Source organism: Streptomyces sp. NPDC007205 (genome assembly GCF_040634095.1).
Classification (GTDB): Bacteria; Actinomycetota; Actinomycetes; order Streptomycetales; family Streptomycetaceae; genus Streptomyces.
The window spans coordinates 243,614-270,314 of the sequence record NZ_JBEYEW010000003.1 but is presented as its reverse complement, the minus strand read 5'-3'; the positions used below and the strand labels follow the sequence as shown (position 1 = coordinate 270,314).

Below are 26,701 nucleotides of genomic sequence, written 5' to 3'. Positions count from 1 at the left end.
CCTCAGTCCGGAAAGCGGCGGTCGACCCACTTCCACAGGAACTCCAGGGCGACCGCCGCCACCACCGCGACGCCGACGGCGGTCCACGGCATCGCCAGGCCGACCAGCTTCAGCGCGAAGAAGCCCTGCAGCCCCGGGACGGCCAGGACCAGGAGGAACGCCGCACCCATCGCGGCCACCAGGGTCACCCGCCACCAGGTGTAGGGGCGGGCGATGATCGCCAGGATCCACATGGAGACGAGGAAGAGCGTCAGGGTGGCCGCGCTGGTCTCCGCGTCCAGCCGGCCCGGCCCGGTGTAGGAGTGGCGGGCGATCAGGTACATCGCGAAGGTCGCCACCCCGGCCACCACCCCGCCCGGGATCGAGTACCGCATCACCCGCCGTACGAAGTGCGGTTTCGCCCGCTCCTTGTTGGGGGCCAGGGCTAGGAAGAACGCCGGGACGCCGATGGTGAGGGTGGAGAGCAGGGTCAGATGCCGGGGCAGGAACGGATACTCCACCTGCCCGCACACCACGAGGACCGCCAGCAGCACCGAGTAGACGGTCTTCACCAGGAACAGCGTCGCCACCCGGGTGATGTTGCCGATCACCCGGCGGCCCTCGCCCACCACCGACGGCAGGCTCGCGAAGCTGTTGTCCAGCAGCACGATCTGCGCCACCGCCCGCGTCGCCTCCGAGCCGGAGCCCATGGCGACCCCGATGTCGGCGTCCTTCAGCGCGAGCACGTCGTTCACGCCGTCGCCGGTCATCGCGACGGTGTGCCCGTGCGACTGGAGCGCGCCCACCATGTCCCGCTTCTGCTGCGGGGTGACCCGCCCGAAGACGGTCCCCCCGCGCAGCGCCTCGGCCATACCGGGCCGGTCGGCGGGCAGGTGCCGCGCGTCCACCGTCGTACCCGCCAGGCCCAGCTTGGCGGCGACCGCGCCGACCGAGACCGCGTTGTCGCCGGAGATGACCTTGGCGCGGACGTCCTGGTCCGCGAAGTAACGCAGCGTGTCGGCCGCGTCGGGCCGCAGCCGCTGCTCCAGGACGACCAGGGCGGTGGGGCGGGCGCCGCGGGCCGGCTCGGGGTCGTCCAGGTCCCGGCTCGCGCGGGCCAGCAGCAGCACCCGCAGCCCCTGCTCGTTCAGGCGCTCGGTGGCGGCCAGCGCCGGGTCGCCGTCGGCGAGCAGCACGTCCGGGGCGCCGAGCAGCCAGGTGCTGGTGTCGCCGTCGGCCTCGCTGAACGCGGCCCCGCTGTACTTGCGGGCCGAGGAGAAGGGCAGCGACTCCACGCACCGCCAGTCCTCGCTGTCCGGGTAGGCGTCGATGATCGCCTGGAGGGAGGCGTTGGGGCGCGGGTCGGACTCGCCGAGCGCGCCGAGCACCTTGCGCACGTACCCCTCGTCGGCCCCGTCGAGGGGCCGTAGCTCGGTGACGTCCATGCCGCCCTCGGTGAGCGTGCCGGTCTTGTCCAGGCAGACGGTGTCCACGCGGGCCAGTCCCTCGATCGCCGGCAGCTCCTGCACCAGGCACTGCTTGCGCCCGAGCCGGATGACGCCGATCGCGAAGGCGACGGAGGTGAGCAGCACCAGCCCCTCCGGGACCATCGGGACGATACCGCCGACCGTGCGGGCCACGGCGTCCCTGAGGCCGTTGCTCTTGACCACGAGCTGGGTGATGACCAGGCCGATCGTGGCCGGGACCATCATCCAGGTGACGTACTTGAGGATCGTGGAGATGCCGGTGCGCAGCTCGGAGTGGACCAGGGTGAAGCGGGAGGCATCCTCGGCGAGCCGGGCGGCGTAGGCCTCGCGGCCCACCTTGGTCGCCTGGAAGGCGCCGCCGCCCGCGACCACGAAGCTGCCGGACAGAACGGGGTTGCCGGGGCGTTTGACGACGGGGTCGGCCTCGCCGGTGAGCAGCGACTCGTCGATCTCCAGCCCGTCGGCCTCCACGCACACCCCGTCGACCACGGCCTTGTCGCCGGGCCCGATCTCGATCAGATCGTCCAGCACGATCTGATCGGTGGCGACCTCGGTGGCTCTGCCGTCCCGGCGTACGGTCGGCCGGGCCTCCCCGATCACCGCGAGCGAGTCCAGCGTCTGCTTGGCCCGCCACTCCTGGACGATGCCGATGCCCGTGTTGGCGAGGATCACGAAGCCGAACAGGCCGTCCTGGATCGGCGCGACGCACAGCGTGACCAGCCAGAGCACGCCGATGATCGCGTTGAACCGGGTGAAGACGTTGCCCCGGACGATCTCGCCCAGCGACCGGCTGCTGCGCACCGGAACGTCGTTGACGAGGCCGCGGTGGACGCGGTCCGCGACTTCGGCACCGGTCAGCCCGGCCGAGGGGCTCTTCGGCAGGGCCACGGGATGCACAGGGTCGAGTTCGGCGCCCGCGTCTATGTGGCTCATGACATCGACGGTACGTGCGGATTTGCCCCCATGCCCGCTTTACGGGTCACTCGGCCGGCGTCGCCTCCGGACCGGCCGCCGTCTTGATCGCCGCGTCCCGCTTCCGGACGTACCAGATGCCGATCAGCCCGAGGCCGCCCCCGGTCAGGCAGGTCCACAGCCACCACAGGTGCCCGTGGTCCTCGAACCAGCCGTAGAACGGCAGCTGGACCAGGAAGAGCACGAACCACACGATCGTGCCGCCGGTGATGGTGGCGACCACGGGCCCCTCCAGGGGCTCCGGCGCCTCGTGCTTGGGGGTCCATTTGGCCATGCGCACAGCTTAAGCGCCGCTCCTTCGCTGCCCCTTTCCCCGCACGTCTACGCGCGGAGATAGCGCTCACGCGGTCATACGTTCATACTGAAACCGTTTGCCTTTGACCACTTCTGCTCGTATGAAACTCCAACAAGGCTCGGGGGAACCTCGTCGGAGATGAGGTCTCGCATGTCCACCTCGGCACCTGCCAAGGCGCCCACCCCTGAGAAGCCGGGCGGCACGCCCGTCTTCGGCGCGCTCGACCGCTACTTCAGGATCTCCGAGCGCGGCAGCTCCGTCGCCCGCGAGATCCGCGGCGGTTTCGCCACCTTCTTCGCGATGGCGTACATCATCGTGCTGAACCCGATCATCCTCGGCAGCGCGAAGGACATGTACGGGCACCACCTGGACAACGGCCAGCTGGTGACGGCGACCGCGCTCACGGCCGCCTTCGCCACCCTGCTGATGGGCGTCATCGGCAACGTCCCGATCGCGCTCGCCGCCGGCCTCGGCGTGAACTCGGTCGTCGCCCTCCAGCTCGCGCCCCGGATGTCCTGGCCGGACGCCATGGGCATGGTCGTCCTCGCGGGCATCGTGGTCATGCTGCTGGTCGCCACGGGTCTGCGCGAGCGCGTCATGAACGCCGTGCCGTTCGGTCTGCGCAAGGCCATCTCCATCGGTATCGGCCTGTTCATCATGCTGATCGGCCTGGTCGACTCCGGCTTCGTCACGCGTATGCCGGACGCCGCGCAGACCACCGTCCCGCTGCAGCTCGGCGTGGGCGGCCATCTGCACGGCTGGCCGGTGCTGGTCTTCATCCTGGGCGCGCTGCTGACCTTCGCGCTGATCGTGCGCAGGACGCCGGGCGCGATCCTGATCTCGATCGTCGGCATGACCGTCCTCGCGGTGATCATCAACGCGGTCGCCACGGTCCCGTCCTGGGGGCTGACGGTCCCGAAGTGGCCGGGCAACCCCGTCGCCAGCCCCGACTTCGGCCTGGTCGGCCACGTCAGCCTGTTCGGCGGTTTCTCCAAGGTCGGCCTGCTGACCGGCATCCTGTTCGTCTTCACGGTCCTGCTGTCGTGCTTCTTCGACGCGATGGGCACGATCATGGGCATCAGCGACGAGGCCAAGCTGACCGACGCCGAGGGCTATATGCCGGGCATCAACAAGGTCCTCTTCGTGGACGGCCTCGCGGTCGCGGCGGGCGGTGCCAGCTCCTCGTCGGCCACCACCGCGTTCGTCGAGTCCACGGCCGGGGTCGGCGAGGGCGCCCGCACGGGCCTCGCGAACGTCGTCACCGGCGGCCTCTTCGCCGTCGCGCTGTTCCTCACCCCGATCGCCACGATGGTCCCGTCCCAGGCGGCCACTCCGGCGCTGGTCGCGGTCGGCTTCCTGATCCTGTCGAACTCGATCAAGGAGATCGACTGGGCGGACTACACCATCGCCATCCCGGCGTTCGTGACGATGCTGGTGATGCCGTTCACCTACTCGATCACCAACGGCATCGGCATGGGCTTCATCACCTTCACCGTCCTGCGGCTGGCCGCCGGCCGGTTCCGGGACATCCCGGTCGCGATGTACGTCGTCTCGGCGGTGTTCGCCTTCTACTACCTGATGCCGGCCCTGGGTCTGACCTGACCCGTGGCCTTCTGCGGCGTCATGGCTTTCTGCAGCGTCAGGTGACCCCGTAGAACTTCTCCGTCTCCTCGACGGCGGCCTGGAACCGCTCGTCGAAGTCGTCCCGGATGAGCGTGCGGACCACATAGTCCTGCACGCTCATTCCTCTTTTCGCCGCATGGCGCCGGAGCCTTTCGAGCAGCTCCCGGTCCATCCGCAGGCTGAGCACACTGGTCCCCATGGGTACGAGGGTCGCCACATCCGGGCATCCGGTGCGTCACTTTCCTGAACGGACTCACTCATATGGGTGATCGTCGGAGGTAGTGGCGGGTATCACGGGGTACGGGCGTGTCCTGGTGGTCTTTAGCGAGGGTAATGAGTTACTCTAAAGAACATGCCGGACCTCACCCATGGCGACGACGCAGCCGCCGTGAACTCCCTCCGCTCCGCCGTGATGCGGTTGTCCCGTCGGCTCAAGCACCAGCGGGTCGACGAGTCGCTGAGCCCCACCGAGATGTCGGTGCTCGGCACCCTCTTCCGCTGCGGCTCGGCCACGCCGGGCGAGCTGGCCCGCAAGGAGCACGTCCAGCCGCCGTCGATGACCCGCATCGTCGCGCTGCTCGAAGCCAAGGGGCTGGTCCGGCTGGAGCCGCACCCCGAGGACCGGCGCCAGAAGGTCGTCACCCAGACCGAGCAGGCCGAGGCGATGCTCGAGGAGAGCCGCCGCAAGCGCAACGCGTTCCTGGCCGGCCTGGTCGAGGGCCTCGACGAGGACGAGTGGGCCGCCCTGCGCGCCGCCGCCCCCGTGCTGGAGAAGCTCGCACATCTGTAAGGACGTATCGCAAGGAGGCGAACGCTTTTGAGTACGGGATCCGGAAAAGATTCCGCCCCCGCACCGACCACTTCTACCCCCACCTCCCGCAAGTCCTCGATGTTCAGCTCGCTGAAGATCAGGAACTACCGGCTCTTCTTCATCGGCCAGGTCGTCTCCAACACCGGCACCTGGATGCAGCGCATCGCCCAGGACTGGCTCGTCCTCAGCCTCACCGGCTCCTCCGCGGCCGTCGGCATCACGACGGCCCTGCAGTTCCTGCCGATGCTGCTCTTCGGTCTCTACGGCGGCGTCCTCGTGGACCGCCTGCCCAAGCGCCCCACGCTGCTGGTCACCCAGGCGTCGATGGCGGTGACCGGTCTCGCGCTGGCATTCCTCACCCTCTCCGGCCACGTCCAGGTCTGGCACGTCTACGTCGCCGCCTTCGCCGTCGGTCTCGCCACGGTCGTCGACAACCCGGCCCGGCAGTCCTTCGTCTCCGAGATGGTCGGCCCCGCGCAGCTGCAGAACGCGGTCAGCCTGAACTCCGCGAACTTCCAGTCCGCCCGTCTGGTCGGCCCCGCCGTCGCCGGCCTCATGATCACCGGGGTGGGCACCGGCTGGGCGTTTCTCGCCAACGGCCTGTCCTTCGCCGCGCCCGTCACCGGCCTGGTGCTGATGCGCGCCCGTGAACTGCATGCCGTCGAGCGCGCGCCGCGCGGCAAGGGCCAGCTGCGCGAGGGCCTCCAGTACGTGGCCAAGCGGCCGGAGCTGATCTGGCCGATCGTCCTGGTCGGCTTCATCGGCACTTTCGGTTTCAACTTCCCCGTGTGGCTGTCGGCCTACGCGGACGACGTCTTCCACTCCGGCGCCGGCTCCTACAGCCTCTTCAACACCCTGATGGCCGTCGGCTCCCTGGGCGGCGCCCTGCTCGCCGCCCGGCGCGGCACGGCCCGGCTGCGCATCCTGATCGCCGCCGCGCTGGCCTTCGGCACGCTGGAGATCGTGGCCGCGCTGGCGCCGTCGTACTGGCTGTTCGCGCTGCTGATGATCCCGATCGGCGTTTTCGGTCTCACGGTCAACGTCACCGCCAACACCGCGGTCCAGATGGCCACCGACCCGGCCATGCGCGGCCGGGTGATGGCCCTGTTCATGATGGTGTTCATGGGCGGTACGCCGGTGGGCGCGCCGGTCGTCGGCTGGATCACCGACACCTACGGCGCGCGGGTGGGCTTCGCCCTGGGCGGCGTCATCTCCGCCGCGGCGGCCGCGGTGATCGGCCTGGTCCTGGCCCGCATCGGCGGACTGCGGCTCGCGGTGGGCTGGTACCACGGTCACCCGCGGGTGCGGTTCGTTCCGCGCGAGCGGGAGGAGCTGACTACGGCGGCGTAGGAGCGGCGATCCGGGTCAGTCGCGGGGGAACTCGTCGGTTGTGAGGGTGAGGCCGACCGGGGTGCGGGTCAGGTCGATGTCGTCGCCGAAGGGGAAGCTGACGTCGCTGTGGTACTTGCCGTCCTTGGGCATGGAGTGCAGATGCCACTCGCCGCTGTACGGGTCCACGATCAGGTACACCGGGACTTCGGCCGCGGCGTAGGCGTCCTTCTTCGGCCCGTAGTCGTTGGCGGCCGTGTCCTTGGAGATGACCTCGGCCACGCATTCGACGTCCTGGTAGCGCCAGCGGCCCTTGCTGTCCTTCACTGACCGTTCGGCCATGGCCACCACGTCAGAGGCGAAGCCGTTCAGACGCCCGGGGAAGTCGATCCGGACGTCCGATGCCAACCGCTTGCGCGGGTACTTGGCGCGCAACTGCTCCGCAATGTCGAAGATGATCTCCCATTGGGTCTGCCGCTGCGGTGACATGAAGATGTTCCCCCCGACGATCTCGACCTTCGTTCCCTCGGGGATGGGCATCTTCTCGAGCCACTCGAACATGACGTCCAGAGTCAGCTCGCCGCATTCCTCGGCCATCTCGATCCTGTCGTCAAGGACGGTCATCGTGGCACTCCTCCCCGGCTGCCCCCCCCGCACAGGTGCAGCCGCGCGGTACAACGATACGCACGGTCATTCGGACACGCCCGCACGCCGTGGGCAGACTGGTCCCATGAGACTCTTCGCCGCCGTCCTGCCACCGGAGGACGTCACCGTCCAACTGGCCGCCGAGATCGCCGCGTTGAAGAAGCTGCCCGGCGCGGACGGCCTGCGCTGGACCGGCCTGCCCGGCTGGCACTTCACTCTCGCCTTCTACGGCGAGGTCGCCGACGAACTCGTACCGGACCTGTCGGAGCGCTTGGCCCGCGCGGCCCGCCGCACGGCCCCCTTCGCCCTGGCGCTCTCCGGCGGCGGGCAGTTCGGGCACGGCAAGGCCCTGTGGACGGGCGCCTCCGGCGAGGTGGAGGCGCTGCGGCTGCTGGCCGACCGGGCGGAGTCGGCGGCACGGAAGGCGGGCGTGCCGATGGGGGAGCACCGGCGGTACAAGGCCCATCTGACGGTGGCGCGGGGCCGGGACTCGGTGGACGTACGGCCGTATGTGGAGGCGCTGCGCGCCTTCGGCAGTCGTACCTGGACCGTGGACGACCTGGTCCTGGTCCGCAGCCACCTGCCGAGGTCCGGGGTGGCGGGGGAGCAGCCGCGGTACGAGGCGGTTGCCCGCTGGGAGCTCGGCGGGGTTGGTTAGTCTCGTTGGGTGGACCCTAAAACCCGGAACCGGATCATGGCCGGTGTGCTTGTGCTGATGTTCGTGGTGGTGGCTGTGTCGGCGGCTGTCAGGTAGGAGCGTGGGGAACTGCGGCCGGCTGTCCGGCTGCGGCCCGTTGTGGCTGGTCGCGCAGTTCCCCGCGCCTCTACCGGGCGCTCACCAGGCGAAGGCCTCCGGGGAGGGACCCGGGCCCGGGAACACCTCGTCCAGGCCGGACAGCAGCTCCTCGCTCAGCTCCAGCTCCACGGCCTTGATCGCCGACCCCAGCTGCTCCGCGGTGCGCGGGCCCACGATCGGGCCGGTCACGCCGGGGCGGGTCAGCAGCCAGGCCAGGGCCACCTCGCCGGGCTCCAGGCCATGCTTGTCGACCAGGTCCTCGTATGCCTGGACCTGGGCGCGGGCGGTGGGGTTCTTGAGGGTGTCGGCGGCCCGGCCGGAAGCGCGGCGACCGCCCTCGACCTCCTTCTTGAGGACCCCGCCGAGCAGTCCGCCGTGCAGCGGCGACCACGGGATGACCCCGAGGCCGTAGTCCCGCGCGGCCGGGATGACCTCCATCTCGGCGCGCCGCTCGGCGAGGTTGTACAGGCACTGCTCGCTGACCAGCCCGATGGTGCCGCCGCGGCGGGCGGCGGTCTCGTTGGCCTGGGCGATCTTGTAGCCGGGGAAGTTGGAGGAGCCGGCGTAGAGGATCTTGCCCTGCTGGACCAGGGTGTCGATGGCCTGCCAGATCTCCTCGAACGGGGTGTTCCGGTCGATGTGGTGGAACTGGTAGAGGTCGATGTGGTCGGTCTGCAGCCGCTTGAGGCTGGCGTCCACCGCTCGGCGGATGTTCAGCGCGGAGAGCTTGTCGTGGTTGGGCCAGGCGGGCCGGCCGGGCTGGGCGTCGGGGGCCATGTTGCCGTAGACCTTGGTGGCGAGGACGACCTTGTCGCGGCGGTCGCCGCCCTTGGCGAACCAGTTGCCGATGATGGTCTCGGTGCGGCCCTTGTTCTCACCCCACCCGTACACGTTGGCGGTGTCGAAGAAGTTGATGCCCGCGTCCAGCGCCGCGTCCATGATCGCGTGGCTGTCGGCCTCGTCGGTCTGCGGGCCGAAGTTCATGGTCCCGAGAACGAGTCGGCTGACCTTGAGTCCCGTGCGTCCTAGCTGCGTGTACTTCATGGTCCACCAGCCAACGGCTTGAAGTGCGCTCGAAGCAAGGGCCGCCGGCGGTCAGTCGCGGGGGAACTCGTCGGTGGTGAGGGTGAGGCCGAGGGGGGTCGTGGTCATGTCGACGTCCGCTCCGAAGGCGACCGTCAGCTCGCTGACGTACTCGCCGTCCTTCGGTTGGCTGTAGAGATGGCACTTGCCCTGGTAGGGATCGGCGATGAGGTAGACGGCCACCTCGGCGGTGGCGTAAGCCGTTTTCTTGGGGCCGTAGTCGTTGTGTCCCGTGCCCTTGGAGATGACCTCGGCGACGAACTCCACGTCCTCACAGCGCCAGAGGCCCCCGGGTGTCTTCTCGGCGCCCTCCGCCACGAGCGTGACGTCTGAGCAGAAGCCGTTGAGGTGGCCCGGGTAGTCGATCCGGACGTCCGACTTGACGCGCTTGCGCGGGTACTTGGTGCGCAACTGCTCAACGATGTCCAGGATGATCTCCCAGTGGGTGTCCCGCTGCGGCGACATGAAGATGGCCCCCTCGACGATGTCGACCTTGTATCCCTCGGGGGTGGTCCGCTCAAGCGACTCGAACAGGTCGTCCAGAGTCAGCTCGCCGCTCTCCTCGGCCATCTCGATCCTGTCTTCAAGGACGGTCATCGTGGCGCTCCTCCCCGGCTGCCCCACGCACAGGTGCAGCCGCGCACTTCAACGATACGCACGGTGACCGGGATACACCGGAATTCGGTCAATCCGTTCCAGCCACGTACATACGTCCAACACCCCACGCCTCCCACATCGCCCCCGCGAACGCCCCCGCGATCCGGTGCTCCCCGCTCGCGTTGGGGTGCGTGCCGTCGTAGGTGTCGGTGTGGATGTCGTACGACTCCGGCGGTGACGCCAGCAGGATCGGCGAGCGGGGCTCGTCCAGGTCGGCGACCGCCTTCGCGAGCAGGACGTTGAAGAGGTCCACCTGCGCGGCGAAGGACTCGTCCGCCTCGGCTCGGATGTTCGGGATGACCGGGAGCAGGACCATGCGGATGCGGGGCCTGGCCTCGCGGGCGCCCGCGACGAAGGCGCGTACGTTTTCCGCCGTCTGTTCGGCGTCGGTGTAGAAGCCCAGGTCGATCAGGCCGAGGGAGACCAGCAGCACGTCCGCCCGGTGTGCGCGCACCGCCTCGCCGATCAGCGGGGCCATGTGCAGCCAGCCCTCGCCCCAGCCCGCCAGGTGGTGGCGCGGGAAGCCGGGGTCGGCGTAGGCGTACGACGTCGGGGCGTCGGCCGACTTGTCGTACAGCTCCTCGCGCGGGCCGACGAACGTGAAGGGGCCGTCGTACGTGTCGCGCAGGTGCTGCCACAGCCGGTAACGCCATGTGTGCTCGCCGGCGCTCCCGATCGTCATGGAGTCACCTACGGGCATGAACCTGAGCATCCGCTCATGATGGACGATCACGCGCACCGATGGGGTGTGAGGCCCGCCACGCACGACGAGCCCTGCGGAACCCGCCCCGTGAACCCCCGGAGGGAATGGCACGCTTGGGGCATGCGTCGATCGTTCGCCGTTCTCGCCGGGGTGCTGCTCGCCGGCGCCTGCGCGCTGCCCGCCTCCGCCGCCGACGGGGACGGCGACCAGGGGTTCACCCTCAAGGACCCGCGGATCACCGAGTCCAGCGGACTCGCCGCCTCGCACCTGCACCCCGGCGTCTACTGGACGCACAACGACAGCGGCGACGGGCCGTACCTCTACGCTGTGGACAGCCGGACCGGGAAGACCGTCGCCCGGATCACCTTGCGCGGCATCGGCTCGCCGCGCGACGTCGAGGCCGTCTCCATCGGGCCGCACAACCAGATCTACCTGGGCGACATCGGTGACAACTTCGGCGGCAAGTGGCCGTACGTGTGGATCTACCGGCTGCCCGAGCCGAAGAAGCTGAAGGACCAGACGGTCACCGCCACGCAGTACGTCGTGAAATACACGAACGGGCCGCGGGACGCCGAGTCGCTGATCGTCCACCCGAAAACGGGGCGGGTCTACATCATCGACAAGAAGGAGGACGGCGGGCACCTGTACGAGGGCCCGGCCACCCTCTCCGCCTCCGGCGCGAACATCTTCAAGCCGATCGCCCCCGTCGATCTCTGGGCCACGGACGCGGCCTTCTCGCCGGACGGACGGCAACTCGCCGTGCGCGGGTACCTGGGCGGGATCTACTACGACTGGAACGGCGGCCGTATCAAGCGCGCGGGCCAGCTCGACGTGCCCTTTCAGGGGCAGGGAGAGGGCGTCACGTACTCCGCCGACGGGACCGAGCTGCTCTACAGCAGCGAGGGTGCGGACAGCGAGGTGGTGGCGAAGGACGCGCCTGGCCGACCTGCCGCCAAGTCCCCTACGGGGAGCGGAAGTCCGACCACGGCCGGGGGCGGGATCGGCAGCGGGTTCGGAATCGGGAGCGGCGGGAGTCTGACGGTCGGTGCCGTCGTCGTCGCGGCCGGAGCGCTCGCCCTCTTCGGGGTGCGACGGCGGCGCCGGCGCGGCTGAGGCGCCCCGCCGCGCGACCTTGACGTGCCACGACGGGGGCAGGCAGAGGGCGTCACGTACTCCGCCGACGGGACCTCGTACACGGTGAGCAGCGACGGGTCCGAACCGGTCCGACCGTGACCGCGGTGAACGCCGCTCACCACGGCGGTGTGGGGGTGGGCGGTTCGGTGAGCTTCGGGTTCGGGGGCGCGCCGGGCGGGACCGCGGCGGGTGCCACGGCCGCGGTCCCGCCCCCGGAACTTTGGGCCCGTGGCGTCTATGGCGTCACTTCACACACCCGGGCGCCGGGAAGTCCGTCGTGCTCGCGGGGTGGCCGCCGCCCTCCATGTTGGTGAGGAGCTTGGGGGCGGGCCCGTACGGGTCCACGATGCGGGCGACGAAGCCGGCGCTCTTCGGCAGCGCGGGGTGCGCGCGGTTGACGACACCGCCGACGCGCGTGCCGTCTGCGACCTTGAAGAACGCCTCCGGCCCCTTGGGGCCGTTGCTCAGCATGGCGATGGTGCCGGCTCCGATGGACTGCTCCGTGATGAGGGTGCAGCCCCGCGCGTCGGGGGTGCCGACCTTGGGCAGCGGGAAGGTGTGAGTGCCCCCCTTGGGCGAGGTCACCCGCAGCGTGGGAGCGGAGCCGCCGGCGCCCACCAGGCGCAGGGAGAGGCCTCGTTCCCGGGCTGTGACGTGGCCCCGGTCGAGCCCGGCCAGGACGCGGAACATGTAGTCGTCGCCCTGCTGCCAGTGCGCCGGCACGGCCCGGATCCACGCCTCGGGGCCACCGGCGCGGGGGTCGTTGCGCAGGACGGCGACCATGTCCTGGCCGATGGCGACGGCCTTGCCCGCGAAGCGTGCGGACGGAGCGGCGGCGGTCTGCGCGGTGGGGGCGGCCGATGCGGTCGCCACCGGCAGGAGGGCGGTGGCGCCGACGGCGCTCAGCAGTACCGAGGCGGTCAGCAACGAGCGGCGGTGGCGTGCGAACACGGGTTGCATGGAGAGCTCCTCGAAGCGACGACCGGGAACACCGGAAGGGAACACCGGAAGGAAAGGACCTGCATCTGCATGCCGCTCCTCACCGGTCCTGTGGCCGGCGAGACGGGGGGTGGCGACGGGACGACGATATGTGGCGGAATTGCATATTCATGTGCCGGAATTGTCACGGAAAATCGACAGGAACCGGAATTTTGGGCTCCACGGGCGCGGCCGAGGGGCCGGCGGATGCCGGTCGAGCAAAGTTCGCCATTGTGTACGCGCATCCCTGCTGGTAACGTCCTACCTGCATTGACCACGCAATTTAAGAACGTATGGGGGATTGACTTCGTGAGCGTGCGAAGCAAGGGGATTTCTGCTGCGATCGCCTTCGCCATGGCTGGCGTGATGTGTGGCGTTGGTACCCAGGCAGCAAATGCAGTCGACATGCAGCCCCGCGGCGTCGGGGCTAATGAGATCTGCACAGTCATCGGAATCGGCAGTGGCGCGGCAGGCCTTTCCAAGGCATTGGCCAAGGGTGCCTCGTGGGTGGGAATCGGCGCCAGCATCGGGTGCTATGCGTACTCGAAGGCGAAAGAGGTTACGCCTGCCCAGCAGCGAGCCGGCATGATCAAGTCGTACAATGACTTCCAGGCGAAGAGCGACCTCGGAAAGCTTGACGCGCTCGGTTATTACTGCCGGAAGAAGAGCAGTGGCGGCGGCGGTGGGGGCGGTGATTTCACGACCCCCCGTATCGCGAAGATAGGGTACCGGGACATTAAAATGAAGGGCGTGACCTACTCGTGTACCGCCACCGGGGACTGACCGGTCGGCGCGGCCTGAGCCATGGAGAGCAGTTGCTGTTCTCCATGGCGCTGGTCGTGGTGAGCCTGATGTGGATCAACCAGGACATGGCCTCATGGGCAACCGCACTGTGTGGGGTCGGTGCCGCCGGGGGAGTGCTCGGGATGCTCTACTTCGGATGGCGCTGTATTCGCTCCCGCGGGGATTCGCGGTGAGGTTTTCCCGGTGAGATCTCCGGTGCGGCATGCCGGCCGGCGAGCCTTGCGCCGGTACCGCGTTGCGGCAGCAATTGCGTGCATCGTACAGGCGTATGCTCCGCACCATGGTTGAGCACCGCATGATCGACGCGAACGGTATCCGGCTGCACATCGCGGAGGAGGGTGAGGGCCCGCTCGTCGTGCTGCTGCACGGCTTCCCCGAGTCCTGGCACTCCTGGCGCCACCAGTTCGGCCCGCTGGCCGCCGCCGGGTTCCGGGTGGTCGCCCCCGACCAGCGCGGATACGGCCGCAGTGAGCACCCGGAGGACGTGGACGCGTACACCATCCTCCATCTCGTCGGGGACGTGATCGGGCTGATCCACGCCCTGGGTGAGAAGGAGGCGTTCGTCGTCGGCCATGACTGGGGCGCCCCGGTGGCCTGGCACACCGCGCTGCTGCGGCCCGACGTGGTGCGCGGGGTGGCGGGGCTGAGCGTGCCGCCGCCGTTCCGCGGGGAGCGTCCGCCGCTCGTCACCATGCAGGAGCGGTTCGGCGGGCGGTTCTACTGGAACTACTTCGACCAGCCGGGGGTCGCCGACGCCGAGTTCGGCAAGGACGCCCGCACCGCCCTGCGCAAGCTGTTGTACTCGGCCTCCGGTGACGCCCCCGACGCCGGCCGCCCCGACGGGGCCCTGGTCGCCGACCCGGAGCGGGGCTGGCTCGCGGACATGACGGATCCCGGCGTGCTGCCGGACTGGTTCACCGAAGCGGACCTGGACCAGCTCACCGAGAGCTACGCCGAGGGCTTCACCGGCGCCCTGAACTGGTACCGCAACCTGGACCGCAACTGGGAGCTGACCGCGGCCTGGCACGGCGCGGTCGTCAGCCCGCCCGCGCTGTACATGTACGGCGACCGCGACCTGGTCCCGGCCTTCCCGGGCACGCCCGAACTCATCGCGCAGCTAACGGAGTTGATGCCCAGTCTGCGGCGCGAGCCGATCGTGCTGCCGGGCTGCGGACACTGGACGCAGCAGGAGCGGCCCGAGGAAGTGAGCGCCGCGCTGATCGAGTTCCTGACAGAGCTGCGGGACTGAGGCCGGCGCGTGACATGAGCGAGGGGCGCCCGGTGTTCACCGGGCGCCCCTCGTCGTAGTCGTAGCCGCTACAGCTTCTCGATCACGTAGTCGACGCACTTCGTCAGTGCCTCGACGTCCGCCGGGTCGATCGCCGGGAACATCGCGACGCGCAGCTGGTTGCGGCCGAGCTTGCGGTACGGCTCGGTGTCCACGATGCCGTTGGCGCGCAGCACCTTGGCGACGGCGGCCGCGTCGATCTCGTCGGAGAAGTCGATCGTGCCGATGACCTGCGAGCGCTTGGCCGGGTCGGCGACGAACGGGGTGGCGTACTTGGACTCCTCCGCCCAGCTGTACAGGCGGGTCGAGGAGTCCTTGGTGCGGGCCGTGGACCAGGCGAGGCCGCCCTGGCCGTTGAGCCACTCCAGCTGCTGGTCGAGGAGGAAGAGGGTGGCCAGCGCCGGGGTGTTGTACGTCTGGTTCTTGCGGGAGTTGTCGATCGCGGTCGGGAGCGAGAAGAACTCCGGGACGTGGCGGCCGGACGCGTGCACACGCTCGGCGCGCTCGATCGCGGCCGGGGAGAAGACGCCGATCCACAGGCCGCCGTCGGAGGCGAAGGACTTCTGCGGGGCGAAGTAGTAGACGTCGGTCTCGGCGATGTCGACCGGGAGGCCGCCCGCGCCGCTCGTCGCGTCCACGAGGACGAGCGCGCCCTCGTCGGCCCCTTCCACTCGCCTGATCGGCATGGCGACGCCGGTCGAGGTCTCGTTGTGGGTGAAGGCGTAGACGTCGACGCCCGCCTCGGCCTGCGCCTCGGGGTGGGTGCCGGGGTCGGCGGAGACGACGGTCGGCTCGGCCAGCCAGGGCGCCAGCTTGGCGGCCTTGGCGAACTTGGAGGAGAACTCGCCGAAGGTCAGGTGCTGGGACTTGTTCTCGATCAGACCGTGGGTGGCGATGTCCCAGAAGGCGGTCGAGCCGCCGTTGCCGAGGACCACCTCGTAGCCCTCGGGGAGCGAGAACAGGGAGCTGATGCCCTCACGGACCTGGCCCACCAGGTTCTTGACGGGGGCCTGGCGGTGTGAGGTGCCCAGGAGGGACGTACCGGTGGCGGCGAGGGCGTCCAGCGCCTCGGTGCGCACCTTGGAGGGGCCAGCGCCGAAACGTCCGTCGGCGGGCTTGATGTCAGCGGGGATCTGGATGTCGGCCACGATTCGGAGGGTATCCCGGTGGGCGAAACCGGGCGCAACAGCGTCCGTCGGATGAGACGAGATCACCGAAGCGTGGACTTGTGAAGTAGTACGACGATATGTGCGGGGCTGTGGACAACTTTCGGTGACTGTCCGTGAGCGGATGCATCCTGGAGGCATGACGGATCACTCGGGTCTCGAAGCGGAGCTGCGCGGTGCCGTCCGGGGCGAGGTCGGTTTCGACACCACCTCCCGGGCGCTGGTCACCATGGACGCGTCCAACTACCGGCGTGTCCCGCTGGGCGTGGTCGCCCCCGGAGACGCCGACGACGTGGCCGCCGCGCTGGAGGTCTGCCGAGCGCGCGGGGTTCCCGTGGTGGCGCGCGGCGGGGGCACGTCGATCGCCGGCCAGGCGACCGGCACCGGCGTGGTGCTGGACTTCACCCGGCACATGAACGGCCTGCTGGAACTGGACCCGGGCACCCGCACGGCCGTCGTACAGCCGGGGCTCGTCCTCGACCGGCTCCAGGAGGCCGCCGCCCCGCACGGTCTGCGCTTCGGCCCGGATCCCTCCACGCACAGCCGGTGCACGCTCGGCGGAATGATCGGCAACAACTCCTGCGGCTCACACTCGGTGGCCTGGGGGACGACCGCGGACAGCGTGCGCGAGCTGTCCGTCATCACCGCGCGGGGACGCCGGCTGCGGCTCGGACGGGACTGGGCGGGCGCGCCGGAAGGGCTGCGCGAGCTGGCGGACGGCGAACTGGCCCGCCTGCGCACCGGCTTCCCGGACCTGCCCCGCCGCATCTCCGGATACGCGCTGGACGCACTGCTGCCCGAGAAGGGTGCGGACGTCGCCCGCTCCTTCTGCGGCTCCGAGGGCACCCTCGGCATCCTCACCGAAGCGGTCGTCCAGCTGGTGCCGGCCCCACGCGCGCGTGCCCTGGCCGTGCTGGCGTACGGCGACGAGAGCGCCGCGGCCGAGGCCGCCGCCGGGCTGCTGCCGCTCGACCCGCTGACGGTGGAGGGCATGGCAGCCGACCTGGTGCGCTCGCCGGCCGGACTGCCCAAGGGAGGCGCCTGGCTGTTCGTGGAGACCGGCGGGGAGTCACCGGCCGAGGCACGCGCGCGTGCGCAGGACATCGTCCGCGCGGCCGACGTGGTCGACTCCCTGGTGGTGACGGACCCGGCCGCCCAGCGCGCCCTGTGGCGCATCCGCGAGGACGCGAGCGGCACGGCCACCCGGATGCCGGACGGCAGTGAGGCCTGGCCCGGCTGGGAGGACTGCGCGGTGCCACCCGCCCGGCTCGGCACCTATCTCCGGGACTTCCGCGCCCTGCTGTCGGCGCATGGTCTGCGCGGCACGCCGTACGGCCACTTCGGGGACGGCTGCATCCACGTCCGTATCGACTTCGACCTGCTCACCGAGACCGGCATCGGCCGCTTCCGCCGCTTCTCCGGGGAACTGGCGGACCTGGTGGTGGAGCACGGCGGCTCGCTGTCCGGGGAGCACGGCGACGGGCAGGCCCGCGCTGAGCTGCTGCCGCGCATGTACGGCGCCGAGACGGTCCGGCTCTTCGAGCGGGCCAAGGCGGTCTGGGACCCCGACGACCTGCTCAACCCCGGCATGCTGGTCCGCCCCGCCCCGCTCGACGCCAACCTCCGCTTCTCCGTGCTGCCGCGAGGACCCGTCGACGTGGCCTTCGGCTACCCGGCCGACGGCGGCGACTTCCGCGCGGCCGTCCGCCGCTGCGTCGGCGTCGCCAGGTGCCGTACGACCACGGCGGCCGGCCCCGCCGTGATGTGCCCGTCCTTCCGGGCGACCGGCGAGGAGGAGCACTCCACGCGCGGCCGGGCCCGGCTGCTGCACGAGATGCTGGCCGGCGAACTGGTCACCGACGGCTGGCGCTCGACGGAGGTCCGTGACGCCCTGGACCTGTGCCTGTCCTGCAAGGGCTGCCGCTCCGACTGCCCGGTCGGCGTGGACATGGCCACCTACAAGGCGGAGTTCCTGCACCACCACTACGCCGGCCGCCGCCGTCCCGCCGCCCACCTCAGCATGGGCCGCCTGCCGCAGTGGCTGAGCTGGGTGGCCCGCACCCGCACGGCCCCGCTGCTCAACGCCCTTGCGTCGGTGCGGCCGTTGGCCCACGCCGGCAAGCGGCTGGGCGGGATCGCGACGGAGCGGGAAATCCCCCGTCTGGCGACGGAGACGTTCACCGGCTGGTGGCGCCGGAGGGAACCGGCGCGGGGTTCGGTGTGGGGGGCGGGTGGGGTGTGGGGGGCGCAGAGTTCGGTGCGGGGGGCGGGTGGTGCGGTGCTGGGGGCGGGTGGTGCGGTGCGGGGGTCGGGGAGTTCGGTGCCGGGGCCGGGTGGTGCGGTGCGGGGGTCGGAGAGTTCGGTGCCGGGGCCGGGTGGTGCGGTGCGGGAGTCGGGTGGTGCGGTGCGGGGGTCGGAGAGTTCAGTGCCGGGTCCGGGCGGTTCGGCGCCGGGTCCGGGTGGTTCGGTGCCGGGGTCGGGTCGTTCGGCGCCGGAGGCCGACCGCTCCGGTCCGGGTGACCTGGTCGTCCTCTGGCCGGACACCTTCACCGAGCATCTGTCCCCGTCCGTCGGCCGGGCCGCCGTCCGGGTGCTGGAGGCCGCCGGCCTGCGCGTGACCCTCCCGCCCACCCTCCGACTCCGCCGGGGGGCGATCGGGGACGGCCGCACCCGAGCCGCCACCGCACTCCTCACCGCCCGCCGGGCCCGCGTCTGCTGCGGCCTCACCTACATCTCGACCGGCCAACTCGACCGCGCCCGCAGCATCCTCAAGCGCACGCTCGACCTCATGGAACCGGTGTTGCGGGCCGGCGTCCCGGTCGTCGTCCTGGAACCGAGCTGCGCGGCCGCCCTGCGCACCGACCTGCCCGAGCTGCTGCCCGACGATCCCCGGGCATCCCAACTCGCCTGCTTGGTCGAGACGTTCGCCGAGACACTGGAACGGCACGCCGCGCACTGGGCCCCTCCCCCCGTCGGCCGCCCGGTCGCCGGCCAGACCCACTGCCACCAGCACGCGGTGCTCGGCGACGCCCCCGACCGCCGACTGCGCGAGGCCGCGGGCCTCACCGGCGAGCTGAGCGGCGGTTGCTGCGGCCTCGCGGGCAACTTCGGCTTCGAGAAAGGCCACTTCGAGGTGTCGAGAGCCTGCGCGGAGGAGCAACTCCTCCCCTCCGTCCGCGCAGCACCCGAGCAGACGGTGATCCTGGCCGACGGCTTCTCCTGCCGCACCCAACTGGAACAGCTGGCCGGGGTGCGGGGCCTGCATCTGGCGGAGGTGCTGGCGGAGGCACTGGAGAGACGGGAGGAGGGAACGGGGACTTGAGAGGCGTTCGGATAGGCCAAGGGCTCGCCGGCGGCGGGTGCATAGACTCGGGAGCGACCAGTCGTCTCGCAGCTCAGAGGAACTGCCCATGAACAAGGTCCCGTTCGCATCCTTGACCGCCGTGATCGCGGCGCTCGGCACGGCTCTCGCTTTCCTCACGCTCCAGCTCCGCTCGCACGGCTACGAGCCGTACGTCGAATCCGTAGCCACCGCCAGCATCGTGATGTACGTCACCGCGGCCCTCATCGTGGTGACGTGGGTCCGTGACGGTCGGCGGCACTCGAACTGAACCGGCCCGGGGCACCTCGCGCGTACGCGGCAAGCCTGCCGGGATGCGCGGTCGGCAGCTCGGGGAGGTGGTGGGGGAGGTGCCGGAGGTGAAGACCGAGGTGAGACCGAGGTGAAGCGACCGAGGTGAAGACCGAGGGGGCAGCGAGGTGACCGGGGAATACGGCAGGTTGGCCGTGCTGTCCGACATCCATGGCGTGCTGCCCGCCCTGGAGGCGGTGCTGGCGGAATCCGAGGTGGCGGCGGCCGACCGGATCGTCCTGACCGGTGACATCACCGCGGGCCCCCAGCCGGCGGAGGTGCTGGACCTGCTGCGGGCGCAGGGCGACCGGGTGCTGTGGCTCGCGGGAAACGCCGACCGGGAGCTGGTGGAGTACCGGCGCGGGGAGCGCACCCGGATACCCGACCCCATCGGCCCGTTCGCGGCCCGGGCACTGCGCGAGGACCAGGTCGACTTCCTCGCCGACCTGCCCCGGACCCTCACCCTGCGCGTCCGCGGCCTCGGCACGGTCCTGTTCTGCCACGCCACCCCGCGCGACGACGAGGAACTGGTCCTGGTGGACTCCCGCCCGGCCCGCTGGTCGGAGGTCTTCACCGGCCTGCCGCCCGACGTCGGCACGGTCGTCTGCGGCCACACCCACATGCCCTACGTCCGCCTCGCGCACGGCCGCCTGGTGGTCAACCCCGGCAGCGTCGGCATGCCCTACGGCCGCCCCGGCGCCCACTGGTGCCTCCTCGGTCCCGGTGCCGACCTGCGTGTGACGCCGTACGACATACCCGCGGCCGTCGCCCGGCTCACCGCGGAGTGCGCCTACCCGGACATCGCCGAGTGGGCCGACTACTTCCTCCAGGCCCGCGCGACGGACACGGAGGTGCTGGCGGCCTGGGGACCGAAGGACGGGCGGGAGGACCCGACGTCCGGGCGGGCATGACCATCCCACCGGCACCGGCACCGGCACCGCCGCCGTACGCCGGATTCCGTTCATGCCGAGGACGCTGGATCGCGGGTCCGGTGTCCGGCGTCGGCCCCTGAGCGGACCCGCGCGTCCCCTCACGGGCGTACATCCAAGGCTGCGCTCAGGTTCATAAGAGAAATCCCAGGTTCGCGCGGCTCTCTCAGGAACTCCAAAGGTATTCACAGCAACCCCCTTGCCGATTTCGCATTGCGGCTCCCGGGCGGCGTGTAAGTTCTTCGGTGTCGGGTTCGGGACGCGGAATTCGGCACCACACACGAACAGTGCGACATTAGGAGTCGGAATGAGCCTCAAGAAGCTCGCCCCGCTGCCCCCGAAGCCGAAGAAGCAGCTGCCCCCGCCTGCGCCGAAGCACAGGAAGAAGCACGCGCCGAAGCCGCTGCCCAAGCCGCTGCCCGGCCAGGACCGTTGATCCGGCACTGAGCCGAAGGGGGCCGATGGTGCACCGTCGGCCCCCTTTCTCATTTTTCCGGGAAGGTGGTTCGAAAGGAGAATAAAATGGGTGACGGGGGAATTCGATGACGGGTGAGAACGGAAACGGCGACGGCGACGGCGACGAATTTGAGTACGAAACTCCCACCATTCCCGCCCGGGCGGCGTTCCGTCGTTTCTGGCCGCTGACAAAAGGGCTCAGAAAATGGCTGCTCCTCGTGTGGCTGTGCACGGTGCTCGCCGCGCTCGCCGAGACCGAGGCCATCCTGCTGTTCAGCGACCTCACCGACCATGCCCTGCAGAAGGGCTCACCGGCCGCCTTCTGGAGCCCGGCGGCGAAGTGGCTGGGCATCGCGGTGCTCGGCGCGCTCGTCGCGTACGCCGGTAACTCCCTGGCCGCCTGGGCGACCGAGCGGTTCGTGATGCGACTGCGTGAGCACGTCTTCGACCACGTCCAGCAACTGCCCCCGCACTTCTTCCAGCGTCACCGACAGGGTGATCTGCTCTCCCGGCTGACCAGCGACGTCGAGGCGATCGAGACGATGGTCGTGTCCGGCCTGGTCGGTGCCGCCTCGGCGGCCTTCACCGCCCTCTTCTACGCGGTCGCCGCGTTCTGGCTGCGCTGGGACCTCGCCGCCGCCACCTTCGTCCTCGCGCCCCTGTTCTGGCTGGCCGCCCGCCGCTTCTCCGGCTCCATCAAGGACGTCTCCCGCGAGGGCCGGGTCGCCGACGGTGCGATCACCTCCGTGGTGGAGGAGTCCCTCGGCAACATCGTGCTCACCCAGGCCTACGACCGCCGGGACGCCGAGCGCCGCCGGCTGCACGAGGAGGCGAGCGCCTGGTTCCGGGCCTCGGTCCGCTCCACCCGCCTGAACGAGGCCTACGAACAGCTCGTCCAGGTCATCGAGACGGTCTGCGTGCTCGCCGTGATCGGCATCGGCGCCTGGGAGATCTCCACGGGCCGGATGACCCTCGGCCGGCTCCTCGCCTTCGCCGCCTTCCTCGGCTACCTCTATCCGCCGGTACGCGGCCTCGCCCAGCTGGGCCTCACCGTCACCGCCGCCACCGCGGGCGCCGAGCGGCTCATCGAGATCCTGGACGTCCGGCCCTCGGTCGCCGACCCGCAACGCCCTTCGGACACGGGCCGCCCGGACGGAACCGTCGAGGTCCGGGACGTGACCTTCCGCTACCCGGGCGCCGAGGAGAGCGCCCTCGAAGGCCTGTCCTTCTCGGTCAGTCCCGGCGAGCTGGTGATCGTCACCGGCCCGAGCGGCGCGGGCAAGTCCACGGTGTCCAAGCTCCTGCTCCGCTTCTACGACCCGGAATCCGGAGACATCCTCCTGGACGGCGTACCCCTGCGCGGCTTCCCGCTGGCCCGCCTGCGTGAGTACGTCACACTGCTCCCCCAGGAGACCCTGGTGCTGCACGACACAGTGCGCGCCAACATAGCCTGCGGCCGGCCCGGCGCCAGCGACCGGGCGATCGAGGCGGCGGCGAAGGCCGCGGACGCCCACGACTTCATCGTGCGGCTGCCCGACGGTTACGACACGCAGGTGGACCCCAACTCGGCCCGCCTGTCCGGCGGCCAGCTGCAGCGCCTGGCCATCGCCCGCGCCATCCTGCGCGACGCACCCGTCCTGGTCCTGGACGAGCCGACGACCGGCCTGGACGCGATGGCCGCCCGCCGCGTCGTCAAACCCCTGCGCCGCCTGATGACCGGCCGTACGACGATCATGATCACCCACGATCTCAACCTCGCCCCCGACGCCGACCGCATCCTCGTCGTCGACCGGGGCCGGATCGTGGAGGCCGGCCGCCATGACGAGCTCCTCGCCCGGGGCGGGGCCTACGCACGGCTGCACCGCTCGCAGAACAACGCGACGATGGACACCGGTGAGCTGCGCATGCCGCTGTGGGAGGAGGTCCGGCCGCAGCCGCCGGCATACGACCATGGGGCCCACGCCCCCGCGGGTACCTGGGCCCAGCCCGCCTACGAGCCGTACGGAGATGTTCCCTCGTACCTCCCCGACGGCCGCCCCGTCTTCCGCGACGAGCAGGCCTGGCCGGGGATCTGACCGCGCCCAAGTCCCACCATCCGGGACAGTGCCGTCAAGGGTTCACGCTCCTGTCCAAGTCCATTACCCTGGACTCGGTAGTACATCGCGATGAACGAACTCGATCAAGCACCAGGACCGCCCGTGACCGCCACCTCCAGCACCACCACGCAGACCCCGGTCACCCCGGTCCCAGGACCGCGCCGCTTCGGCTCGCTCGGCCCGCTCGGACTGGTCCTGTCCGGTGGCATCTCCGTCCAGTTCGGCGGCGCCCTCGCGGTGACGCTGATACCGCGGGCCGGCGCACTCGGTGTCGTCACCCTGCGCCTTCTCGCGGCGGCCGTCGTCCTCCTCCTGGTCTGCCGCCCCCGGCCGCGCGGCCACTCCCGCGCCGACTGGGCCACGGTGACCGCCTTCGGTATCGCCATGGGCGCGATGAACGGCCTCTTCTACGAGGCGGTCGCCCGTATCCCGCTGGGCCCTGCGGTCACCCTGGAGGTCCTCGGCCCCCTGACCCTCTCGGTCCTGGCCTCCCGCCGCGCGATCAACGCGCTGTGGGCGGGACTGGCCCTGCTCGGCGTCTTCCTTCTGGGCGGCGGAGGCTTCAGCAACCTCGACCCCATAGGTGTCGCATTCGCCCTGGGCGCCGGAGCCATGTGGGCGGTCTACATTCTCTTCAGCGCCCGTACGGGCCGCCGCTTCCCCCAGGCGGACGGCCTGGCCCTGGCCATGGCGGTGGCCGCCCTTCTCTTCCTCCCCATCGGCGTGGCCTCGGCCGGCACCCGTCTGCTGGACCCCGCCACCGTGGCCCTCGGCTCCGCAGTGGCCCTGCTCTCCTCGGTCCTCCCCTACACCCTCGAACTCCTCGCCCTGCGCCGCCTGCCCGCCTCCACCTTCGCGATCCTGATGAGCCTCGAACCGGCGCTCGCGGCAACCGCCGGCTTCCTCATCCTCGGCCAGTCCCTGTCCCTGCCGGAGGCAGGCGCCATCGCCCTGGTCATCGCAGCGAGCATCGGCGCGGTCCGCACCCAGGTGGGCCGGGGCGCGGCTCGCGGGGAGGCGCCGGAGGCCTGACGTGGCGGTCCTGGTGCGCAGGATCGTCCGCGGCAGTCCGCTCGCCCGCAGCAGGCGTTCGGTCGCCCGGTGCGCGAGCGCGAAACCGGGATGGCCGCCGGCGCCGGTCGGGCTCGTGTGGACGACGTGGTGGATCCCGTCCCGTACGGCGGCGTCCAGCACCGCCGTGTGCCGTCCGATCACGCTCGGTCCTCGGCGGCACAACCACCCGCCCCAAGAAGGCAGTCGATGCCGCCCGCGCACCCCGGGGCGACCGCCACTCCCGCCGGCCTCCAACCCTGTGGACGCGAGGAGCATGCCGACTGCGGCATCCGTGACGTCCTGGACCGCATCGGCGACAAGCGGTCGGTGCTCGTGATCGTCGAACTCGCGCGCGGCCCACGCCGGTTCCGTGAACTCCAGCGCGCGTCGACGGCAACTCGCAGCGCGCATGCCCGAAGAAGCCCTGGAACTCGCCGGGGCCGAGCAGCCGGTCCCCGAGGTCGTCGGACGCTCCGAACTCGCGCTCCACGCTCGCGTGTTGACGGATACGTCTCCGGCCTCTCCACGGCCCCCGGGCTGGAAGGCCGGCGGTCACACCGCCCGGAACCTCACCGGCCCGGCGCCCCTGAACCGCACCGCCTGTGGCACGGGGCTCTTCCCGCTCCTCACCGCCGCGTCCTACGAGTCGGACTCCAGCACGACGAGCCGGATCCCGTACGAGGACCAGCGGGGCGCCGATGTCAGACGGGCACGCGGCCCCACGGAGGTCTTGCCGGGGCGCGGACGCCTGATCGCCGCCGTATGCCCGCATGACCCGTACCGCCGATCCGATGGGTCGGCCGGTGACAAGCTGAAAGGGGTTCACCGAGGGAACCACGGCCCGACTCTGAGGGTGGCTCACCCGCTCGGATGCGCTCGGCGAGCAACTGGTTGCGAGGCTGTGCATGGTGAGTTCATGAACACTACACCTCACCCCAAGAAGGCCGTTTCCCGGATTCCGCGAGTATTCGCGGTGAGTGCCGCCGTGGGCATCGCATGTGCCGCGGGAGTGGCAACTGCCACATCCGCCGTGGCCGCGACGCCCGCCACGCACGTCGCCGTGAAGGCCGCCCCAGCCTACGGTCACGGCGGCGGAGAAGGCGGAGAGCACTTCCAGTGCGGCAACGGCCTCCTCGACCTGCTCAACTTCTGCAACTGACGGGAAACCGGCGGTAGTTCCCTGCCGCAACCACACAACCGCACATGGAAGAAGCCCACCCACCCACCCATCCACCCCCAGGGCGGTCAGGAGCAGAGGCAGGATCTCTCTCCCTGACCGCCCTGCCGACCGAACCGACGGCCTGCCGGTGGCAACAGGCAGCCACTTCACGCCCGTTCACCGGGACGGGGCGAGGTGTGTCCACCGGTGGTAGGCGGTCCGAACGGCTCCGCACGCTGCCCTCGCACGCAGTGGACTCTGCCCCTGCGGACCTGGCGCCCACGGTGGTGCGCCCGGTAGTCAGGTGGAGTCGAAACCGGCGTGGGGAGTAGGTCTGTGCGAGCGAGAGACGCATCCAAGGAGCCCAAGCGCGAAAACCGGCGGCGGCCGAAGGGAGGCCGGGCCCCTGAAGAGCCCGCGCTCGCCCCGCTCATGGGCCTGCAGGGCACCATCGGCAACGCGGCCGTGGTGCAGAGGCTCCGCGCGGCAGGGCACCTCGCCGAGGAGGAGGGGGAGCAGTACGCCACCGACCACGAACACGGTGAGACCGAGCACCGCCCCGCCGTGCAGCGGTCCGCGGTGCACGACGTCCTGCGCGGGCCCGGCCAGCCGCTCGACAACGCCACCCGCACCGACATGGAGGCACGCCTCGGCGCCGACTTCTCCGACGTACGCATCCACAGCGGCGCCGCGGCGAGAACCTCCGCCGCCGAGATCGGGGCCCGCGCCTACACCTCGGGCAGCCATGTGGTCATCGGCGCCGGTGGCGGCGACAGGCACACGCTCGCCCATGAGCTGACCCATGTCATCCAGCAGCGCACGGGCCCCGTGGCGGGCACCGACAACGGGGCGGGACTCAAGGTCTCCGACCCCTCCGACCGGTTCGAACGCGAGGCGGAGTCCAACGCGCGCAGGGTCATGTCCGCCGGCCCGTCCGCGCAGCGCGCCACGCCGCCCGCCCCCGGGGAACCGTCGCACGCACAGCCCGCGGTCCAGCGCGTGGTCGAGTCGGGAAACCGCCCCGCGATCACCCACCAGGACCCGAACGACGACTGGTTCGCCGACAACACCACCGCGGCCCGCGGGGACGGCCTCGTCCTGAGCGGTCACGGGGGCTGGGAGAGGGTGGACGGCTACTTCCGGGTGCCCAGGGGTACGAGGGTGCACTTCTACACGGTGCACGGGCAGACCGTCCCGGACGACCTGGGCGGAGACGTCGAGCAGGGCACCAATCAGGGCGGCAGCGTGGAGCAGGGCCAGCAAGCCGGCGCCGCACGCACCGTGGTGGGCGGCCGGAGCGTGTCCAACTACCGGATCTCCTACCCCGCCGGGCTCACCATCAGAGGCAATCCGGTGGTGGCCACGCCCGTCGCCGGCGGCTACGACGTCGAACTCGACCCGGGGACCCCGGCGGCCACCGTCATCCGCGTGGCCACACTCACCGACCAGCGGCTCGCCGGACACTCGATCGTGTTCGACGGCGACGTCCTGCTGAGCGACATCCTCCACGAGAACATGGGCGACGTGCACTTCGCGGCCTGCCGCTTCGTGGAGACCGGCCGCCAGGGCACCAGGAACCAGCGGGACGGCCTCTTCAACCCCTAGGGCCCAGCCCATCCCCGGCCCG

Annotated in this window: 24 protein-coding genes and 1 pseudogene; 16 read left to right on the top strand and 9 right to left on the bottom strand. The window is 70.7% G+C overall.

Going from position 1 to position 26,701, the window contains the following annotated elements:
* Nucleotides 1–2: 2 nt before the first annotated feature.
* Nucleotides 3–2,399: an HAD-IC family P-type ATPase gene (locus ABZ624_RS07630; RefSeq protein ID WP_360083668.1), complete on the bottom strand. Its 2,397-nt coding sequence runs from the start codon at nt 2,397–2,399 to the stop codon at nt 3–5.
* A gap of 46 nt (nt 2,400–2,445) precedes the next feature.
* Entirely contained in the window at nt 2,446–2,712 is a 267-nt protein-coding gene (locus ABZ624_RS07625; RefSeq protein ID WP_360083666.1) for a DUF2530 domain-containing protein, read from the bottom strand.
* Nucleotides 2,713–2,883: 171 nt separating this feature from the next.
* Here ABZ624_RS07625 and ABZ624_RS07620 point away from each other — a divergent pair, with 171 nt between their 5' ends.
* Nucleotides 2,884–4,335, top strand: coding sequence for an NCS2 family permease (locus ABZ624_RS07620; protein WP_360083664.1), 1,452 nt, complete (start codon nt 2,884–2,886; stop codon nt 4,333–4,335).
* A 37-nt stretch (nt 4,336–4,372) separates the two neighbouring features.
* On the opposite strand, the gene ABZ624_RS07615 is transcribed toward ABZ624_RS07620, so the two are convergent.
* Nucleotides 4,373–4,555: a ribbon-helix-helix protein, CopG family gene (locus tag ABZ624_RS07615; protein ID WP_360083662.1), complete on the bottom strand. Its 183-nt coding sequence runs from the start codon at nt 4,553–4,555 to the stop codon at nt 4,373–4,375.
* 153 nt (nt 4,556–4,708) lie between these two features.
* Between ABZ624_RS07615 and ABZ624_RS07610 the strand changes: the two genes are divergently transcribed.
* Together ABZ624_RS07610 and ABZ624_RS07605 are read left to right on the top strand one after the other, a co-directional pair.
* A complete protein-coding gene (locus ABZ624_RS07610) occupies nt 4,709–5,146 on the top strand; it encodes a MarR family transcriptional regulator (RefSeq protein WP_076087155.1) in 438 nt (145 codons plus the stop codon).
* Between the two features lie 99 nt (nt 5,147–5,245).
* The gene (locus ABZ624_RS07605) at nt 5,246–6,517 is read left to right on the top strand and encodes an MFS transporter (protein WP_360084071.1); all 1,272 of its coding nucleotides are present in this window, start codon (nt 5,246–5,248) and stop codon (nt 6,515–6,517) included.
* 15 nt (nt 6,518–6,532) lie between these two features.
* Here ABZ624_RS07605 and ABZ624_RS07600 read toward each other — a convergent pair whose 3' ends face one another.
* Nucleotides 6,533–7,120 carry a Uma2 family endonuclease gene (locus tag ABZ624_RS07600; protein WP_360083660.1) on the bottom strand — a complete coding sequence of 196 codons (588 nt, stop codon included), beginning with the start codon at nt 7,118–7,120 and terminating at the stop codon, nt 6,533–6,535.
* 106 nt (nt 7,121–7,226) lie between these two features.
* Here ABZ624_RS07600 and thpR point away from each other — a divergent pair, with 106 nt between their 5' ends.
* Nucleotides 7,227–7,799 (top strand): RNA 2',3'-cyclic phosphodiesterase, encoded by a 573-nt coding sequence (thpR, locus tag ABZ624_RS07595; RefSeq protein WP_360083658.1) that lies wholly within the window; start codon nt 7,227–7,229, stop codon nt 7,797–7,799.
* Nucleotides 7,800–7,976: 177 nt separating this feature from the next.
* Here thpR and ABZ624_RS07590 read toward each other — a convergent pair whose 3' ends face one another.
* From ABZ624_RS07590 to ABZ624_RS07580, 3 genes are all read right to left on the bottom strand, one after another.
* Nucleotides 7,977–8,981, bottom strand: a complete 1,005-nt coding sequence (locus ABZ624_RS07590; RefSeq protein ID WP_360083656.1) for an aldo/keto reductase — start codon at nt 8,979–8,981, stop codon at nt 7,977–7,979.
* Nucleotides 8,982–9,032: 51 nt separating this feature from the next.
* The gene (locus tag ABZ624_RS07585; RefSeq protein ID WP_360083654.1) at nt 9,033–9,617 is read right to left on the bottom strand and encodes a Uma2 family endonuclease; all 585 of its coding nucleotides are present in this window, start codon (nt 9,615–9,617) and stop codon (nt 9,033–9,035) included.
* 88 nt (nt 9,618–9,705) lie between these two features.
* Complete coding sequence (locus ABZ624_RS07580; protein WP_360083652.1) at nt 9,706–10,389, bottom strand: SGNH/GDSL hydrolase family protein; 684 nt, start codon at nt 10,387–10,389, stop codon at nt 9,706–9,708.
* A 111-nt stretch (nt 10,390–10,500) separates the two neighbouring features.
* Between ABZ624_RS07580 and ABZ624_RS07575 the strand changes: the two genes are divergently transcribed.
* Entirely contained in the window at nt 10,501–11,493 is a 993-nt protein-coding gene (locus ABZ624_RS07575) for a WD40 repeat domain-containing protein (RefSeq protein WP_360083650.1), read from the top strand.
* A gap of 264 nt (nt 11,494–11,757) precedes the next feature.
* Here the strand turns inward: ABZ624_RS07575 and ABZ624_RS07570 are convergent, their stop codons facing one another.
* A complete protein-coding gene (locus tag ABZ624_RS07570; protein WP_360083648.1) occupies nt 11,758–12,474 on the bottom strand; it encodes a hypothetical protein in 717 nt (238 codons plus the stop codon).
* A 225-nt stretch (nt 12,475–12,699) separates the two neighbouring features.
* Here ABZ624_RS07570 and ABZ624_RS07565 point away from each other — a divergent pair, with 225 nt between their 5' ends.
* Both ABZ624_RS07565 and ABZ624_RS07560 read left to right on the top strand, forming a co-directional pair.
* Nucleotides 12,700–13,275 (top strand): hypothetical protein, encoded by a 576-nt coding sequence (locus ABZ624_RS07565; protein WP_360083646.1) that lies wholly within the window; start codon nt 12,700–12,702, stop codon nt 13,273–13,275.
* A 301-nt stretch (nt 13,276–13,576) separates the two neighbouring features.
* Nucleotides 13,577–14,545, top strand: coding sequence for an alpha/beta hydrolase (locus ABZ624_RS07560; protein ID WP_360083644.1), 969 nt, complete (start codon nt 13,577–13,579; stop codon nt 14,543–14,545).
* Nucleotides 14,546–14,613: 68 nt separating this feature from the next.
* Here ABZ624_RS07560 and serC read toward each other — a convergent pair whose 3' ends face one another.
* A complete protein-coding gene (serC, locus tag ABZ624_RS07555; protein WP_360083642.1) occupies nt 14,614–15,732 on the bottom strand; it encodes a phosphoserine transaminase in 1,119 nt (372 codons plus the stop codon).
* Nucleotides 15,733–15,889: 157 nt separating this feature from the next.
* Here serC and ABZ624_RS07550 point away from each other — a divergent pair, with 157 nt between their 5' ends.
* The 9 genes and pseudogenes from ABZ624_RS07550 to ABZ624_RS07510 all read left to right on the top strand — a co-directional run bounded on the left by ABZ624_RS07550 (nt 15,890) and on the right by ABZ624_RS07510 (nt 26,679).
* Nucleotides 15,890–19,072, top strand: coding sequence for an FAD-binding and (Fe-S)-binding domain-containing protein (locus ABZ624_RS07550; protein ID WP_360083640.1), 3,183 nt, complete (start codon nt 15,890–15,892; stop codon nt 19,070–19,072).
* 88 nt (nt 19,073–19,160) lie between these two features.
* Nucleotides 19,161–19,361, top strand: a complete 201-nt coding sequence (locus ABZ624_RS07545; protein ID WP_360083638.1) for an SCO3870 family protein — start codon at nt 19,161–19,163, stop codon at nt 19,359–19,361.
* A gap of 148 nt (nt 19,362–19,509) precedes the next feature.
* The gene (locus ABZ624_RS07540; RefSeq protein WP_360083636.1) at nt 19,510–20,292 is read left to right on the top strand and encodes a metallophosphoesterase family protein; all 783 of its coding nucleotides are present in this window, start codon (nt 19,510–19,512) and stop codon (nt 20,290–20,292) included.
* A gap of 325 nt (nt 20,293–20,617) precedes the next feature.
* On the top strand, nt 20,618–20,746 hold the full coding sequence (locus ABZ624_RS07535; protein ID WP_360083634.1) for a hypothetical protein: 129 nt from the start codon (nt 20,618–20,620) through the stop codon (nt 20,744–20,746).
* 106 nt (nt 20,747–20,852) lie between these two features.
* Nucleotides 20,853–22,841: an ABC transporter ATP-binding protein gene (locus tag ABZ624_RS07530; protein ID WP_360083632.1), complete on the top strand. Its 1,989-nt coding sequence runs from the start codon at nt 20,853–20,855 to the stop codon at nt 22,839–22,841.
* A 123-nt stretch (nt 22,842–22,964) separates the two neighbouring features.
* Nucleotides 22,965–23,894 (top strand): EamA family transporter, encoded by a 930-nt coding sequence (locus ABZ624_RS07525; protein ID WP_360083630.1) that lies wholly within the window; start codon nt 22,965–22,967, stop codon nt 23,892–23,894.
* Nucleotides 23,895–24,122: 228 nt separating this feature from the next.
* Nucleotides 24,123–24,302: pseudogene (locus ABZ624_RS07520) on the top strand (transcriptional regulator); the annotation flags it as partial.
* 622 nt (nt 24,303–24,924) lie between these two features.
* Nucleotides 24,925–25,074: a hypothetical protein gene (locus ABZ624_RS07515; protein ID WP_360083628.1), complete on the top strand. Its 150-nt coding sequence runs from the start codon at nt 24,925–24,927 to the stop codon at nt 25,072–25,074.
* A 432-nt stretch (nt 25,075–25,506) separates the two neighbouring features.
* Nucleotides 25,507–26,679 carry a DUF4157 domain-containing protein gene (locus ABZ624_RS07510; RefSeq protein ID WP_360084069.1) on the top strand — a complete coding sequence of 391 codons (1,173 nt, stop codon included), beginning with the start codon at nt 25,507–25,509 and terminating at the stop codon, nt 26,677–26,679.
* Nucleotides 26,680–26,701: the final 22 nt, after the last annotated feature.

What these genes read in the sequence shown, in the direction of transcription:
- thpR (WP_360083658.1), top strand. Translation starts at nt 7,227, where the DNA reads ATGAGACTCTTCGCCGCCGTCCTGCCACCGGAGGACGTCACCGTCCAA.
- ABZ624_RS07625 (WP_360083666.1), bottom strand. Translation starts at nt 2,712, where the DNA reads ATGGCCAAATGGACCCCCAAGCACGAGGCGCCGGAGCCCCTGGAGGGG.
- ABZ624_RS07610 (WP_076087155.1), top strand. Translation starts at nt 4,709, where the DNA reads ATGCCGGACCTCACCCATGGCGACGACGCAGCCGCCGTGAACTCCCTC.
- ABZ624_RS07530 (WP_360083632.1), top strand. Translation starts at nt 20,853, where the DNA reads ATGACGGGTGAGAACGGAAACGGCGACGGCGACGGCGACGAATTTGAG.
- ABZ624_RS07575 (WP_360083650.1), top strand. Translation starts at nt 10,501, where the DNA reads ATGCGTCGATCGTTCGCCGTTCTCGCCGGGGTGCTGCTCGCCGGCGCC.
- ABZ624_RS07615 (WP_360083662.1), bottom strand. Translation starts at nt 4,555, where the DNA reads ATGGGGACCAGTGTGCTCAGCCTGCGGATGGACCGGGAGCTGCTCGAA.
- ABZ624_RS07600 (WP_360083660.1), bottom strand. Translation starts at nt 7,120, where the DNA reads ATGACCGTCCTTGACGACAGGATCGAGATGGCCGAGGAATGCGGCGAG.
- ABZ624_RS07560 (WP_360083644.1), top strand. Translation starts at nt 13,577, where the DNA reads ATGGTTGAGCACCGCATGATCGACGCGAACGGTATCCGGCTGCACATC.
- ABZ624_RS07630 (WP_360083668.1), bottom strand. Translation starts at nt 2,399, where the DNA reads ATGAGCCACATAGACGCGGGCGCCGAACTCGACCCTGTGCATCCCGTG.
- ABZ624_RS07510 (WP_360084069.1), top strand. Translation starts at nt 25,507, where the DNA reads ATGGGCCTGCAGGGCACCATCGGCAACGCGGCCGTGGTGCAGAGGCTC.
- ABZ624_RS07545 (WP_360083638.1), top strand. Translation starts at nt 19,161, where the DNA reads ATGAACAAGGTCCCGTTCGCATCCTTGACCGCCGTGATCGCGGCGCTC.
- ABZ624_RS07590 (WP_360083656.1), bottom strand. Translation starts at nt 8,981, where the DNA reads ATGAAGTACACGCAGCTAGGACGCACGGGACTCAAGGTCAGCCGACTC.
- ABZ624_RS07585 (WP_360083654.1), bottom strand. Translation starts at nt 9,617, where the DNA reads ATGACCGTCCTTGAAGACAGGATCGAGATGGCCGAGGAGAGCGGCGAG.
- ABZ624_RS07620 (WP_360083664.1), top strand. Translation starts at nt 2,884, where the DNA reads ATGTCCACCTCGGCACCTGCCAAGGCGCCCACCCCTGAGAAGCCGGGC.
- ABZ624_RS07570 (WP_360083648.1), bottom strand. Translation starts at nt 12,474, where the DNA reads ATGCAACCCGTGTTCGCACGCCACCGCCGCTCGTTGCTGACCGCCTCG.
- ABZ624_RS07535 (WP_360083634.1), top strand. Translation starts at nt 20,618, where the DNA reads ATGAGCCTCAAGAAGCTCGCCCCGCTGCCCCCGAAGCCGAAGAAGCAG.
- ABZ624_RS07565 (WP_360083646.1), top strand. Translation starts at nt 12,700, where the DNA reads ATGCCGGTCGAGCAAAGTTCGCCATTGTGTACGCGCATCCCTGCTGGT.
- ABZ624_RS07550 (WP_360083640.1), top strand. Translation starts at nt 15,890, where the DNA reads ATGACGGATCACTCGGGTCTCGAAGCGGAGCTGCGCGGTGCCGTCCGG.
- ABZ624_RS07580 (WP_360083652.1), bottom strand. Translation starts at nt 10,389, where the DNA reads ATGCTCAGGTTCATGCCCGTAGGTGACTCCATGACGATCGGGAGCGCC.
- ABZ624_RS07605 (WP_360084071.1), top strand. Translation starts at nt 5,246, where the DNA reads ATGTTCAGCTCGCTGAAGATCAGGAACTACCGGCTCTTCTTCATCGGC.